Source organism: Chryseobacterium mulctrae (assembly GCF_006175945.1).
GTDB classification, from domain to species: domain Bacteria; phylum Bacteroidota; class Bacteroidia; order Flavobacteriales; family Weeksellaceae; genus Chryseobacterium; species Chryseobacterium mulctrae.
This window is the reverse complement of record NZ_VAJL01000001.1, coordinates 66,149-81,031: the sequence shown is the minus strand read 5'-3', so window position 1 is coordinate 81,031 and position 14,883 is coordinate 66,149. Positions and strand designations below refer to the sequence as shown.

Genomic DNA, 14,883 nt, shown 5'->3' with positions numbered 1-14,883 from the left:
TTTAATGATAAACCTGTTTAAACTTTTATTTTTCTGAGAAACAAAATAGAGAAAGCGAGATAATGTAGATTTGTCCAAGTAATATTCAAAGTCTCAAATCTTACTAATAAAGCTTTGAAGCTATCAAGCCATGCATTTGCTTTTTCTATTTTGAATCTTCTTTTATACAACTCATTATCAAAATATTTTTCATTCTTTGTATCCCTGTTACGAGGATTCCCTTTGATATTTCCAATAATTTCTTTTTTATACAGCATATCTCTAAGTTTTTTACTGTCAAAACCAGAGTCGGCATTAAGAAATAATCCCTTACACTCTATATCAGCAGCATCCAGAAGACCGAAAATCTCTTCCAAAGTATCTTCAATATTATAAAGATCATGATGTTCACCGCTTATTGGCTTTCCCATTGAAAGCATTTGTCCCTGATTATCACAGAGAAAAATACAATTACTGGTCTTAGATGATTTTCTTCCCTGATAACCTACCGATTCTCCTCCTGTTTTACTTCGGGTATGGCTTCCATCCAATTGGACACTGGAAAGATCTAATTTCCTTTTATTATTTTGAAGAAGAGAAATCCAAATTCTTTTGAAAGAGCCGTCCTTACACCATTTATTGAAATAATAATAGACTAATTGCCAGCTTATTGTTTCTTTTGAAAAATATTCTTTGAGGCTTAATTCCCGCCATTGGCAGCCTGTTTTCAATCGTTTTATAATGAGTTTAAAGATTTTTCCTAAATCAAATCTCGTGGAAAACCCTCGTTTGCCTTTGCTTAAATGAGGTAAAATCCATTTTTCCAGTTTATCTTTGCTTATGAGTTCCAGATTTTAGTTCTTTTTTTTGCAACTCTAAATTGCTAATTTTCTGGAAACTCTTTTTCTAAAAAGTTTAAACAGGTTTGATGTTTTCTGTATCAATTTTTTTTAGTTTATTTTTTAAATAGGATATAAGTTTAAAGTTTCTCATCATTAAAAAATCAAGTGTTTAAAATTTAAACACTTGTTATTTACTCATCGATTTGAGAAATATAAGCTTACATTTGCCTAAACAACGGGGTTACGATTGTTTTATTGTCTGGCTAATATTAAAAATTCCTTAAGTTCCCATTTCGATATCATCCCAATCAGAATCTTTGTTGATGAGCCATTCCAAAGCTTTTCTTCTTTCGTAGACTATACCTTCGTTAATTTTAGCTTCAACTCCTTTAATTCTCTCATCAACACAATACCAATGAAAACGGTAATATAAATCAAGCATATTGTAAACTTCATCATCAGTTCTCAGTTCTTTTAACTGGCTGATTTTTTCATTACTTTCATTTTCTTCAAGATTGGGTAGAAATGTTGCCATATTTTCACCACACCACTCGGTTTCATCAAGATTTGGAACTGTTTTCGTTGCCCACATTAACGCCCAAAGTCCTTCAAGATACCAGCGTAGAGAATTGATTTCGTAATCACTTAATTCATCATTATCTTTAAGCAGAATTTCGTTTTCCCAATTAGAAAGATGTGAAGTCAGATCATGCTTTTCAATCCATTTTCTGATGAAAGTTATGGGTGCTTCAAACGAAATATTGATCAAAGCATTCATTACCGACATCCTACCTTTTATTTCGTCTAAACTTCTCATATCAGGATCTTCCAAAACCGGAAGCCACGAATTAAATCTGTAATTTTTATCGGCTATGATTTGATTATTAAATTCTCTTACTTTAATCTTTTGTTCTTCAGTCATTATCTAGAATTTGATAGTTGAAATTATTTAAAGATAATAAAATCTCTAAAATTAGATTTTGATTATTTTTTTAAATTTAATTCCATTTGAATATTGCAGCGTTTGTAAGGCGTTTGATGAACTACAATTTTTTCAAAACCCATTTTATGGTATAAATTAATAGCAGGTTTCAGAATGGTATTGCTTTCTAAATATATTTTTGATGCTCCCAATTGTTTCGCAGAATCTATAATTGCCTGTCCTAAAAGCCAACCTAGGTTTTTACTCTGAGCTTTTGGTGAAACAGCCATTTTTGCCATTTCAAAATCATAATTTTGGTCATTCATTTTTATTAAAGCGCAAACTCCTAAAGGTTCGTCCTTATAAAGAGCGACAAATATTTTTCCGCCTTTATCCAGAATATATTCTTTGGGATTTTCTAATGCTTTATAATCGGCTTCTTCCATTTCAAAAAAGGTAGAAATCCATTCTTCGTTCAAAGCTTTGAAAGCTGATTGATATTTGGGTTCGTATTCTACAATTTTAACATCTTTACTTTCACGCAGTTTTTTTTGATCTTTTACTCTTTTCAATAAAGATTTTTGTTCCAGTAAAAACTCCCATTCTGCCAATGCTTCCCAAAGATTGTTAGTCGCTTCGCTGATGATTTCGTCAATCGCCACATCAATATCGGTGCATTGTTCTTCAATCATTTTTTTAGCTAAAGAAATTCCTTCGGTTGTAAGACCAACAACGTTTCTCCGTTTATCATTGGAGTTAAGTTTGTCATTTACCAAACCTGCTTTGGTCATTTCTTTGATAATTTTCGTAACAGAAGGTTGCGAATGTCCGATTTCTTTAGCGATTTCGGTAATGGTTATTTCTTCTGTTTCAGAGAGAACAAAGAAAACGGGGAACCATTTTGGAGAAAAACCTTCAATATTATACAGCTCATAAATCTGAGCTGCATCTTCAGTAACTTTACTTGTCAACAATCTTAATCTGCTTCCTAAAGCCATTTTTCCTGTACGGTTGAATATTTCCATAATTAATTACATAACTGATTATGTAAAATTATATAAATGATTTTAAATGGCAAAATTTATGTTTCATTATAAAATAAATATTCCTGAGTAGATAGTAAACTTAAGAGCATGAAATGTTGTTTTAAAGTTTGAATTTCTTAACTTTATCAAATGAAAGAGAAGATTATCAGAGTAATTTCAGAATTTAATAGTGAACTGAAGCTTCAGGGATTTAAGGCATTTCAAATTGAAAGTGATAGCAATGACACACGTACCTACAGCCGAAAAGAGTTCTATAAAATATGTCTTACCACCGGAAAAAGTAAGATTCATTATTCTGATAAAACCTTTGAGCAGGAAGGTACAATTCTATTTTTTGGTAATCCGCATATCCCTTATTCTTGGGAAACTATTTCTACAACATATGTGGGATATACAATTCTTTTCTCTGCTGAATTTTTTAAGAATTCAGAGCGTTCGGAAAGCTTACAGCAGTCTTCTTTTTTTAAAATTGGCGGAACCCCGGTTTTAAAAATTACATCTGAGCAAAGAGATTTTCTCAATACTATTTTTCAGAAAATGATTACCGAACAAGAAAGTGATTATGTGTATAAAGATGAATTAATTAGAAATTACATCAGTCTTATTATTCATGAATCTCTCAAGATGGAACCCTCTGAAAATTACGAACAAAATAAAAATGCGTCTTCAAGATTATCTTCAGTTTTTCTGGAGTTACTAGAAAGACAATTTCCAATTGAAACAACAGCAAATCCTCTTCAGCTAAAAACAGCGCAACACTATGCTCAGCATTTGAATGTACATGTAAATTATCTAAATCGTGCTGTAAAAGAGATAACCGGAAAATCAACAACAAATCATATTACTGAGCGCATCATCACAGAAGCCAAAGCACTTTTGCAACACACAGATTGGAGTGTTTCAGAAATTGCCTATGCTCTCGGATTTGAATATCCAACTTACTTCAACAACTTTTTTAAAAAACAAACAGGAACTAATCCCAAGTCTTTTCGATTAACTGAGGTTTGAAATTCTTATTTTTTGGTTTGATAATCTTTAACGGCTTATTTCTAAGCCTTAATACCTTTGTATTCTATTATCAAAACAATTTAAGATGCCTAATTCACAAAATGCTTCCACATCCATTCTGCCTCAACTAGATATTTTTGAAAGATTATTGAGGGGAGAAACAATCTTACCCAACGATCCGGAAATGCCCCGATTGAGGGATGAATCTTTTGCAGTCAAAAAAATACTCATAAAAATGAATAATTCATCAGATTCTGATGAGATTACAAAATTGTTGAGTGAAATTTTAAATCAGGAAGTTCAAAATGTCGCAGTATTTACGCCACTTTATATCAATTACGGCAAGAATATCAATATTGGTGAAAATGTATTCATCAATTTCGACTGTACTTTTCTTGCATTAGGCGAAATAACGATTGAAGATAATGTATTGATAGGTCCGAAAGTGAGTCTTATCACTGAGAATCATCCATTAGATCCGAAATTAAGAAACGGACTAATTGGCAAACTTATTCATATTAAAAAAAATGCGTGGATAGGTGCAAATGCTACTATTTTACCAGGAGTTACAATTGGTGAGAATGCTGTAATTGCGGCCGGAGCTGTGGTTTCCAAAGATGTTCCGGATGATGTGGTTGTAGGCGGAATTCCAGCAAAAATAATCAAAAAAAATGAGAATGAAATTATTTAAATTTAACAATAAAATACTATTGCTATCTGCATCCATAGTGATAATAATAGCTTCGTGTAATAACAAAAATCAAGAAAAAATGAATCAAGAAAATACCGCAGCACTCTTTCCGAAAGGCGACCAATTACCCAAAGAATGGTTTACCGGAAATGCATTTTTATCACCTTTGGTAAGTAAAGATAAAAATAATGAATTTTCTGCAGGCGCAGTAACGTTTGAAATTAGAGCAAGAACCAATTGGCATACGCATCCGAAAGGTCAGGTTTTGATTGTAACGGAAGGTTCCGGCTTTTATCAGGAAAAAGGGAAACAGCCACAAATCATCAAAAAAGGGGACGTTATAAATATTCCTGAAAATGTTGAGCATTGGCACGGTGCATCTGCTAAGACGGCAATGACGCATATTGCTATCACCAACTTTAAAGAAGATGTACAGGTAAAGTGGTTAAAACCTGTGACAGATGAAGAATTTAATGAAGCTAATCATGAAAAATAAAATGAAGAAACTCACCTTAATTTTTGCGACAATAATATTGTTTTTAAGCCAATTTTCGGCTCAAACCAAACAAAAGTCATTAGATAAAAGCTCAAAGAAAATGAATACAACAGAACATTATACTTTCAAGCTCAGTAATAAAGTAACCAGAACCTCAGTAACTTTCAAAAACCGATACGGAATTACATTGAGCGGAGATCTATATCTTCCAAAAAATGTGGGAAATGAAAAATTAGCGGCATTGGCAATCAGTGGTCCATTTGGTGCGGTAAAAGAGCAATCATCAGGTTTGTACGCCAACGAAATGGCCGAAAGAGGTTTTGCAGTCATCGCTTTTGACCCATCTTATACAGGAGAAAGTAGTGGTGAGCCAAGAAATTTAGCATCACCTGAAATCAATACAGAAGATTTTAGTGCAGCGGTTGACTTTCTGGGTCTTCAAAAGAATGTAGACAGAAATAGGGTAGGAATTATCGGTATTTGTGGTTTTGGTGGTTTTGCACTTAATGCAATAGCAGCAGATAAACGAGTGAAAGCTGTTGCTACAACAAGTTTGTATGATATGACACGTGTAATGTCGAAAGGCTATAATGATTCTGTAACGCCAAAACAGCGTAATCAGACTTTGGAAGATTTGAACCAACAACGATGGAAAGATGCTGAAAACGGAAAACCAGCCAAAGGTACAAGAAATTTACCCGAAACTTTGAAAGGTGACGAGCCGCAATTTGTAAAAGAATATTTTGATTATTACAGAACACCTCGTGGTTTTCATGCCAATTCGCTTAATTCTAATGGATCGTGGTTGATTACCAATCCGCTGTCGTTTATGAATATGCCGATATTAATGTATGTGAAAGAAATTTCGCCAAGACCTATGCTTTTGATTGCGGGTGAAAGTGCCCATTCAAGGTATTTCAGTGAAGATATTTATAAATCTGCAGCTGAGCCGAAAGAGCTAATGATTATTCCTAATGCGGTACATGTTGACTTGTATGATAAAGTAGAGGTTATTCCTTTTGATAAACTGGAAAGTTTCTTTAAAACAAATCTGAAATAATCATTTTTTAGAAAATATTTAAAAAGGTTTATTTGTAAATTAATGTGCAAATAAACCTTTTTTATTTAAAGTCTGTGATAACTTTCCAAAGTTATCACAAGTTTTTAATTATAATCTGTTTGAAGTTTCATTCACATTATTTTCTTTATAACTCGATTTTTCAAGCCTGCCAAAATTATATTTTACAGCAACCGAAACTGTAGGTGTATTTCCATAGAAATTTCCTGTAGAACTAATTTTATCATACGTCATACTTTGAATATAATTCATCTGCTTAAAAAGATCATTATATCTAAATGTAAAATCAAAATCAGACAGAGACTTGGTAATCCCGAAATTAACAACACAAACGGCATTGTTATCATATAAACCTTCTGTACGTTTGGTGATGTAATATCCATCCATCAACAACGAAAAGTTTTTAGCGATTTTCAACGTATTATTGGTATAAATATAAAGATATGGAGTCGATCTTTTAACGAAGGCTAAACTGTCTTCTGTCTTACCATAATTGACAGACATACTGTTCTGTGAAGACCAAATTTTCCATTCAAAAGGAACGTCTACACCGAGACTTGCGCCCATTTCTTTTTCAAAATTGATCAGTGTAAATTTTGAAATATTTTTTGCATCGTCATAAACCAAAGTATAGCCCATCGGATTTTTACTGGTGTAAACTGATGCATTAAGCGACCATTTTTTTAAACTCGTAGTAAAAGAAAGGGTATTGGTATAAGTCGGTATTAAATTCGAATTTCCTTCATATTCTATGTACGGACTTCCGTATAATCCTCCTGAAGAGAGATTGCCGTAGCCAGGTCTTGAAATTGTTTTTCTGAAGTTTAAAGTATAAACATAATCTTTATTTTGTTGAAAAGAAATTTCTGCATTCGGAAACCAGTCTACAGCATTTCGGGAAAGAGTAGTGTCTTTCAAAATATTATCAAAACCTTTGGCAGAAGTGGTTTCCATACGAATTCCTGCCTTAAAATTCCATTTGTTTTTTTCAGCATTTACATTGACGTATGATCCTGTATTGCTTTCTTTAAAGAGGTAATTAAAAAATTCTGGAGCTTTTATGGAAGCATAATTAGTAACATTATCAGTAGTAGTTTCTGCTTTTGTAAAGCTTGTCCCCAATTCTAATTTATAATTTTCATTAAGTTTTTTTTCAAAATCAATTCTTCCGGAATAAACATCACCGGAATATCGTTGCTTTCTAAATTGATTGAATTCATACCCCAAATCATCAATATTATTAAAAAACTCATAATCTACATTACGGCTTTCTCTGGTGTACTGAAATCCTGTAAAAATATTGGCGTCCCAATCTGCCAATTTCTTATTATAATTAAAAACCGAGTTAATCGATGCTCGTTTGTTATCCTGATGATTTAAGGTCAGTATATTTGAAGAAACTCCATTTTCAGAGTATTTTGTATTAGTATTGTTATCACCTTTATCCGGGCGGAAATTACTGTTGAAAGACAAAGTTAGATAATCTCCGTCATTATTTAATTCCTGATACAAACTAGCACCAAAAATAGTTTGCGGACGATTGGTAATAGAAACGATGGTATAATCTGATGAAATGTTTTTGCTTGGAACAGTATAGTTGTAACCGTTACTTTCCCAATGTTGAACAGCATTGAATGCAGCATTGATTTTCCATTCTGTTTTATTTTTTTTCTGCTGAAAATTTGCATTAAAATAATTGCTGAATCTTTTTTGAAAGGTTGCCGTTTCAGATAATGAGAGTTTAGAGCCGTCTCTTTTGCTCTTTTTTAAATTGATTTTAATCACTGCTTTACCTTCAGATTCATACTTTACAGACGGGTTTCTGATAATTTCAACAGATTTTATATCTTCCACGGAAATTCCGGACAAAGTAGAAAAATCTACCCGCTGATTGTCAACATACAACAAAGGACTTCCTTTACCGATAACAGAAACACCTTCGCCATTGGCATCGAGTGTTACAAATGGTAATTTAGTTAATAATTCTGAAGAAGTAGCCACTTTATTTAAAGGCGAATCTGTAATATCTAATGTGATATTTCCGTTTTCTACACTGAATTTTTTCTTCTCACGAGTGATGGTTATCGCTTCAATATCTTTTATTTTCGGCTGATAAATAATAGTGAAATTTTCATCGCGACTCAGTAAGAACGGTTTTTCTTTTTGTTCCGTTTCGCCGGAAGAGATTTGCAGATAATAGGTGTTTGATTTCAAATCATTAAACTCAAACTTCGATTCTTTTGTTATGGCCGTTTTAATGAGTTGATTTTCATTATCATATAAATAGATCTCAATTGGTGTATTCAAATTAGTGTTATTACTATTTGAGACAGTTCCGTTAATATTAAATTTTTGCTGCGCAGAAAAAAATAAAAAATTGAAAATGAATAATAAGAAGGTTTGGTATTTAGTCATTCGAGTGTGGGTTATATTCTTATTAACAATCATAATGATTAAAGTATTACATCAGTAAATATAAATGACGAATATTTTTAGAAATATAAAACGTTTTACATACTAGAAAAGGTTTTCAATGGCTCGATTTTAGATAATAATCAAATATTAGTGCAAAATTCGCACGTATAATCACAAAATAATTCAGCCATGCAAAGGTTTAAAAATATAATTTTGAAAATTCTGAAATGGATAGGAATTTCCATTGCTTCCATTCTTTTTTTGATGTTCATCATTCCGATTTTATTCCCGGGAAAAGTTTCTGAGCAGGTAAAATTGTTTGCCAATAAGCATCTTGCGGGAGAGCTTGATTACAAAAAAACGCATCTTACTTTTTTCAGGCATTTTCCTTCATTGACGGTTTCTGTTGATGATTTTTTATTGAAAGGTTCAAAGCCTTTTCAGAATGATACTTTACTTGCTGCAAAAGAAGTGGCAGTCGGCATCAATCTTAAAAATTTAATTTTTGATGGAGAAGTGAAAATTGATGAAATCTATGCTACAGATGCTTATGCGAATGTTTTCGTTAACACAAAAGGTGAAGCAAACTATAATGTATATGTTTCAAAACCTTCAGAAAAACCAAAAGATACAACAAGTACTGGAGCTTCAATAAAGCTTGATTTAATTAAACTAAGAAACTGGAATGTCAAATATAACGATCATGCTGCAAGAGTTTTGGTTGATGCAAAAGGACTGAATTACACCGGAAAAGGAGGGTTAAGTGAAGATATTTTTGATCTTGAAACCGATTTGGATATTGATAAGTTAGATTTCAGTTTAAACAGAATTTATTACGCCAAACAAAAAACTTTACATGCAGATTTAATTACCAGAATCAATACCAATGCGTTGACTTTTGTGTTGAGAAAAAACGAGTTGAGAATTAATGATCTTCCATTAAAATTTACAGGTTTTGTAAGTATTCTAAAGGATGGTTACAATCTCGACATCAATGCGGCATCTGAGAAAACTACGATTCGTGATATGATTTCTGTACTTCCGCCACAATATTTAGATTGGGCAAAAGACACCAAAATTGAAGGAAAAAGCGATTTGTTTTTCAGTCTGAAAGGCAGATTCAGTGAGCCACAAAATCAAAAACCAAGATTAAAAGCACGATTAATGCTAAAAGATGGTTTTGTTTCCAATGGAAAAGCGCCTGTTCCGATGAACAATTTTAATATGGATCTTAATGTAGATTTACCCGATTTAGATACAGAAAAATTAGGACTTGACCTGAAAAATCTAAGTTTCGATCTAGGTCCGAATAATAATTTTAAAGCGGTTGTAAAAACAAAAGGCTTAGACGAAATGCAGATTAATGCAGATGTAAAAGGCGCCGTTAATTTACAGACTTTGACTCAGGCTTTAGGTTTAAAAGATATCGATGCGAGAGGTTTGATGGATACGAATATTAAAGCAAATGGAATTTTTAGTTTAGATAAAAAATTATTCCCGAAAACCAACGGTTATCTCAATCTTAAAAATGGTTGGCTGAAAACAAAATATTATCCAAATCCGATTCAGAATATCAATATTGTTGCAAATATTATCAATACCGACGGAACTTTTAAAAGTTTAGGCGTAAAATTAGACCCATTTAAATTTGATTTTGAAGGAAATCCTGTATTCGTAAATGCCGATCTGCAGAATTTTGAAGATGTTCTCTATAAAGTTCGTGCAAAAGGAACTTTGAATGTAGGGAGAATTTATAAAGTTTTTGCCAAAAAAGGGTTAGATGTAAGCGGATTAATTATGGCAGATTTGTCTCTGAACGGACGACAGAGTTATGCAACAACCGGTCAATACAGCAGATTAGACAATCGCGGAAATTTAATTTTAAAAAATATAAAAACCACGACAGAATATCTTCCGAAATCATTTTACATTAAAGAAGGAAACTTCGAGTTTGAGAATGAAAAAATGTGGTTCAGGAAATTTTTCGCCAATTATGGAAAATCTGATTTTGCTTTAAATGGTTATCTTTTAAACACAATCAATTATTTTATTGAAAGAAAAGGCACTCTTCACGGAAAGTTTAAATTAAAATCGCGGTACATTCTCATTGATGAATTTATGGCTTTGAAAGACGGTGATAATTCAAAAAAATCAATTGAAGTTGATTATGCAAAAGTTGAAAACCCAAAGAGCAGCGGCGTTGTGATTATTCCAAAAAACCTGGATGTTTCGTTGGAAGCAGATGTTAAAAATGTTGAGTTTAAAGGATTAAATCTTAATAATCTTTTCGGCTTGGCTTCGGTCAATAAAGGCGAAGTTTTTCTTAAAAATACTTCATTTGACGTTGTGGGAAGCAGAATGAAAATTGATGCGCGTTATCAGGATGAATCTCCATTGACGGCGAATTATGATATCGCTTTGAATGTTTTGGATTTTGATGTTCAACGAGCGTATAATGAAATTGATATGGTTCGTGAAATGGCAACCGCAGCTAAAAATGTAAAGGGAATTGTTTCTTTAGATTACAAATTAAAAGGAGATTTTGATAAAAATATGACCCCGATTTATCCGTCTTTAGAAGGTGGAGGAGTGGTGAATCTTCGTGACGTAGAAGTGAAAAATCTTAAAATGCTTTCTGCAGTTGGTGATAATATTGGAGCAAAAGCTTTCAATAACCCCGATATGAAAGGAGTGAATATTGAAACGTACATCAAAAATAATCTGATTCACGTTGATAAATTTACTTTTAAAGTTTCGATTTTAAGACCCACAATCAGCGGAACAACAAGTTTCAACGGCTTGCTTGATTTGAGAGTTCGCGTCGGAATTCTTCCGGGAGGATTGATTGGTTTCCCGATTGTTGTTACCGGAACTCACGAAAAACCTCAGGTAAAAATATTCAGTAAAAAAGGGCAGGGAATTGTTGACGCTTTGTATAATGAAAAATCAAATAAAGTAATTCGTGAAGAAAGACGTGCCGAGAAAAAAACAAAAAGGCAACAACGAAAAGAAAAAGAAGCTCAGGAGCAGAAGGCTAAAAATGCTGAAAAACAAGTAAGCAAAGATTTAAAGGAAAAATAACAATAATCGATTATTTCAACAAAAAGAGGAATTTCTAAAATAAGAATTCCTCTTTTTATATTTTTTTGGTGGTTTTTTTAATGTCATTCCGACGAAGGAGGAATCTCTTTATTCGTAAGATTCTTCATTTCACTTCGCTGCATTCAGAATGACAGTTGCGTAGTCAATCAGTCGTCAATTCCTTTTCCGTCGAGAATATTTTGATAATATTTTTCAATTCGTGTTTCGCGCGTTTTTGATTGTTTCGCCTGATTAAAATAGAATAAATATCCTTTTTGCCTTCCCGGACTTAAAGCATAAAATGATTCATTTAAAGTTTTATCTTCATCCAAAGCTCTTTGGAATTCTTCAGGAACGGGATATTCAGAGGCTTTTTTCAATTCTACTTTTTGCCCGGATTGTTCTATTTTTACAGCTTCCTGAATGTATTTTTTGATGATTGCTCGCTGTTTTTCTACTTCCTCAATATTTTTGAATCTGATCTGTCTTGCCGACTGTACATTTTCAGTCTGTTGAATTAAAATATTTTGAGGATCTTTCATCAATACACCTTTATGAAAAAGCAGTGCAAAATATTCTTTAAAACCATGAATGAGCACCACGTTTTTTCCGTCTAATGTGTAGCAAGGATGCATCCATTTATAATCTTCTTCCAGAGAATCAATCTCAGAAATGATTTCCCGCAACAAATAAAATTCTTCTTTCCATTTTTTTTCTTTCTCGAAAGATTGTTCAGCTTGTAGATTCATTTTAAATGTTTTTAGAAATTATTTTTCTGTCTGAAGGTCTGAAATACCACGATAAAATCGTTACAATCAATAAGATCAAAGCAGGAACTGCTTCTGTAAAAGATTGTCCTACTGCAAAATGAGAGATTGCTGCACCCGACATTGCAAAGAAAAACCCTGCATAAGCCCATTCTTTCAGCAAAGGAAATTTAGGAATGAGAATTGCGATTTCTCCCAAAATTTTCCAGACTCCCAAGATTGATAATACATATAAAGGATAATGTAATTTGGTGATGATTTCGTTGTAACCGCCTATCTGAAGCGTTTGTTGTATTCCTCCTGCCAACATTCCGATGGAAAGAAAAATTGTGACAATCCAATAAATGATTTTGTTTCTTTTTTCCATTTCACGTTATTTTAATTGGTGAAAATATTTTGAAGTTTGTCGTGCGCCATGCTCAAACCTTTTGCGAAAGACATTTTTAAAAGTTGATTTCTGTATTCTACCGATTTGAATATCTGCTGAATTGTCAGTTTGCTTTTTTCATTTCCAATTTCTTCGAAAGTGAGAAACTCTAACTGTACCGGAAAAGGACTGTTTTCCATTTCGAAAGTTCGGGTGATTTTTTCGTTCGGAATAAATTCCAGAATGACTCCGTTTGCCGAAAAGACAACTTGTCCGTCATGAGAAGTTTCAAATCTCCAGCTTCCATGTTTATGATTTTCAAGCTTTATTACTTTTGTATTCATCCATTGTTCTACAATTTCGGCATCTTCATACGCTTTAAAAAGTAATTCCAAAGGCAGGTCAAATTCTCTTGTAATGAAAAGCTCCTGCGTGTTTTCTTCTGCTTTAATTTTTGTTTTAAGTTCCATATTAATCTTTGTTTTTGTGGTTTTTCATAATAGATTCTAATGTATTGAAACGATCGTCCCACATTTTTCGGAAAGGTTCGATAAAGTCGGCTATTTCTTTCATTTTCTGTGGATTTAGATGGTAAATTATTTCTCTTCCGTTTTGTTCGGAAGTTAAGAGCTCGCATTCTGTTAAGATCTGAATATGCTTTGAAACGGTTGGTCTTGCGGTATCAAAATTTGAAGCAATTGCTCCGGCTGTCATCGATTGTGCTGCAACCAACGCCAAAATTGATCTTCTTGTAGGATCGGCAATGGCCTGAAAAACATCTCGTCTTAAATTCATTATGAAGTTATTTGACTACAAATTTAAATGTAGTCAAATAACTACGCAAGTTTTTTCTGATAAATTTTAAAATTAATTTTCTTTTCTAATATTATAAAGCTTTAAAAACTAAATATTTGAAGCTATAATGGACAATAGAGTATATGTGAATTTTAATAAAAGAAACTAAGGCAGTTGCTACATTAATGACATTCAAAAACTTAGCATTCATAACTTTATTTTAACGTTTGTTTAACTTCTTAAACCGTTTATTTTAGCGGGAATATATCAGGAATAGCCGTACATTTATCATCTATAAATTTAAATGAAAGATGGGGCTATTTGATATGTTTACAGCGGAGATTGCAATTGATCTAGGAACGGCTAATACCCTAATTATATACAATAATAAAATTGTCATTGACCAACCTTCTATAGTTGCCATTGACCGTTTGACAGGAAAAGCAATTGCTGTAGGACAGGAAGCAAAATTAATGCAAGGCAAAACGCATGAAGATATTAAAGTAATCAGACCGCTGAAAGACGGGGTTATCGCCGATTTTCATGCTTCTGAACATATGATTAAAGAATTTGTAAAAAAAATTCCGGAAATCAAGGGTAAATTCATACAACCCGCACTCAGAATCGTAATCTGTATTCCTTCAGGAATTACTGAGGTTGAAAAAAGAGCGGTTAGAGATTCTGCGCAAAAAGTAAATGCCAAAGAAGTTATCATGATCTACGAACCAATGGCTGCAGCTATTGGAGCAGGTATTGATGTTGAAAGTCCGGAAGGAAATATGATTGTTGACATCGGTGGCGGAACTACAGAAATTGCTGTAATTGCACTGGGCGGAATCGTCTGCGACAGATCACTGAAATTAGCAGGTGACGTTTTCACGAATGATATTGCTTACTTTATCAGATCACAGCATAATTTGGATATTGGTGAAAGAACGGCTGAAAAAATAAAGATTGAAATTGGTTCTGCTTTGGAAGAATTAGAATTTCCTTTAGATGAAATTTCGGTACAGGGTAAAGATCTTTTAACCGGAAAGCCAAAAGAAATTATGGTGAATTATAAGGAGATTTTTAAAGCTCTGGATAAATCGATCATGAGAATAGAAGATGCTATTTTGGAAACACTTTCTATCACACCACCAGAATTGGCAACCGATATTTATAAAACAGGGATTTTCCTTGCAGGAGGCGGTGCTTTGCTTAACGGATTAGCAGACAGAATTCACAGAAAAACCGGATTGCCTATTTTTGTAGCTGAAGATCCTCTACGAGCTGTAGTTCGCGGGACTGGTATTGCACTTAAAAATATTGACCGATTCAGATTTCTTATGAAATAAAAAGGAGTGAGAAAAATTAAGAAAATAAAAGAATCTGCACAAAATAAAAAAGCTATAAT

14 protein-coding genes are annotated in these 14,883 nt (G+C 32.9%); 6 read left to right on the top strand and 8 right to left on the bottom strand.

Annotation, left to right across the window (positions count from 1 at the left end; translation table 11 throughout):
• Positions 1–17 precede the first annotated feature (17 nt).
• The 3 genes from FDY99_RS00360 to FDY99_RS00350 all read right to left on the bottom strand — a co-directional run bounded on the left by FDY99_RS00360 (position 18) and on the right by FDY99_RS00350 (position 2,768).
• Positions 18–794: a transposase gene (locus FDY99_RS00360; protein ID WP_228448908.1), complete on the bottom strand. Its 777-nt coding sequence runs from the start codon at positions 792–794 to the stop codon at positions 18–20.
• Between the two features lie 307 nt (positions 795–1,101).
• Positions 1,102–1,743 (bottom strand): DUF4272 domain-containing protein, encoded by a 642-nt coding sequence (locus FDY99_RS00355; protein WP_116094999.1) that lies wholly within the window; start codon positions 1,741–1,743, stop codon positions 1,102–1,104.
• A 62-nt stretch (positions 1,744–1,805) separates the two neighbouring features.
• Positions 1,806–2,768 carry a bifunctional helix-turn-helix transcriptional regulator/GNAT family N-acetyltransferase gene (locus tag FDY99_RS00350; protein ID WP_139418620.1) on the bottom strand — a complete coding sequence of 321 codons (963 nt, stop codon included), beginning with the start codon at positions 2,766–2,768 and terminating at the stop codon, positions 1,806–1,808.
• Between the two features lie 150 nt (positions 2,769–2,918).
• Here FDY99_RS00350 and FDY99_RS00345 point away from each other — a divergent pair, with 150 nt between their 5' ends.
• The 4 genes from FDY99_RS00345 to FDY99_RS00330 all read left to right on the top strand — a co-directional run bounded on the left by FDY99_RS00345 (position 2,919) and on the right by FDY99_RS00330 (position 6,044).
• The gene (locus tag FDY99_RS00345; protein ID WP_139418619.1) at positions 2,919–3,797 is read left to right on the top strand and encodes a helix-turn-helix domain-containing protein; all 879 of its coding nucleotides are present in this window, start codon (positions 2,919–2,921) and stop codon (positions 3,795–3,797) included.
• An 85-nt stretch (positions 3,798–3,882) separates the two neighbouring features.
• The gene (locus FDY99_RS00340) at positions 3,883–4,488 is read left to right on the top strand and encodes a sugar O-acetyltransferase (protein ID WP_139418618.1); all 606 of its coding nucleotides are present in this window, start codon (positions 3,883–3,885) and stop codon (positions 4,486–4,488) included.
• Between the two features lie 79 nt (positions 4,489–4,567).
• Complete coding sequence (locus FDY99_RS00335; protein ID WP_139418617.1) at positions 4,568–4,984, top strand: (R)-mandelonitrile lyase; 417 nt, start codon at positions 4,568–4,570, stop codon at positions 4,982–4,984.
• Between the two features lies 1 nt (position 4,985).
• Entirely contained in the window at positions 4,986–6,044 is a 1,059-nt protein-coding gene (locus tag FDY99_RS00330) for an alpha/beta hydrolase (RefSeq protein ID WP_139418616.1), read from the top strand.
• A 108-nt stretch (positions 6,045–6,152) separates the two neighbouring features.
• Here FDY99_RS00330 and FDY99_RS00325 read toward each other — a convergent pair whose 3' ends face one another.
• Positions 6,153–8,369 (bottom strand): outer membrane beta-barrel family protein, encoded by a 2,217-nt coding sequence (locus FDY99_RS00325; protein ID WP_162304122.1) that lies wholly within the window; start codon positions 8,367–8,369, stop codon positions 6,153–6,155.
• A 321-nt stretch (positions 8,370–8,690) separates the two neighbouring features.
• Here FDY99_RS00325 and FDY99_RS00320 point away from each other — a divergent pair, with 321 nt between their 5' ends.
• Positions 8,691–11,558, top strand: a complete 2,868-nt coding sequence (locus FDY99_RS00320; RefSeq protein ID WP_228448710.1) for an AsmA-like C-terminal region-containing protein — start codon at positions 8,691–8,693, stop codon at positions 11,556–11,558.
• Positions 11,559–11,725: 167 nt separating this feature from the next.
• Here the strand turns inward: FDY99_RS00320 and FDY99_RS00315 are convergent, their stop codons facing one another.
• Genes FDY99_RS00315 through FDY99_RS00300 form a run of 4 tightly spaced genes read right to left on the bottom strand, consistent with a single transcriptional unit; the run spans position 11,726 to position 13,487 of the window.
• A complete protein-coding gene (locus tag FDY99_RS00315) occupies positions 11,726–12,307 on the bottom strand; it encodes a YdeI/OmpD-associated family protein (RefSeq protein ID WP_139418613.1) in 582 nt (193 codons plus the stop codon).
• Position 12,308: 1 nt separating this feature from the next.
• Positions 12,309–12,692, bottom strand: coding sequence for a DoxX family protein (locus tag FDY99_RS00310; RefSeq protein WP_139418612.1), 384 nt, complete (start codon positions 12,690–12,692; stop codon positions 12,309–12,311).
• An 11-nt stretch (positions 12,693–12,703) separates the two neighbouring features.
• Positions 12,704–13,162: an SRPBCC family protein gene (locus tag FDY99_RS00305; RefSeq protein ID WP_139418611.1), complete on the bottom strand. Its 459-nt coding sequence runs from the start codon at positions 13,160–13,162 to the stop codon at positions 12,704–12,706.
• Between the two features lies 1 nt (position 13,163).
• Positions 13,164–13,487: an ArsR/SmtB family transcription factor gene (locus FDY99_RS00300; RefSeq protein ID WP_139418610.1), complete on the bottom strand. Its 324-nt coding sequence runs from the start codon at positions 13,485–13,487 to the stop codon at positions 13,164–13,166.
• Positions 13,488–13,798: 311 nt separating this feature from the next.
• Between FDY99_RS00300 and FDY99_RS00295 the strand changes: the two genes are divergently transcribed.
• Positions 13,799–14,824, top strand: coding sequence for a rod shape-determining protein (locus tag FDY99_RS00295; RefSeq protein WP_074228475.1), 1,026 nt, complete (start codon positions 13,799–13,801; stop codon positions 14,822–14,824).
• The last annotated feature ends 59 nt before the right edge of the window (positions 14,825–14,883 follow it).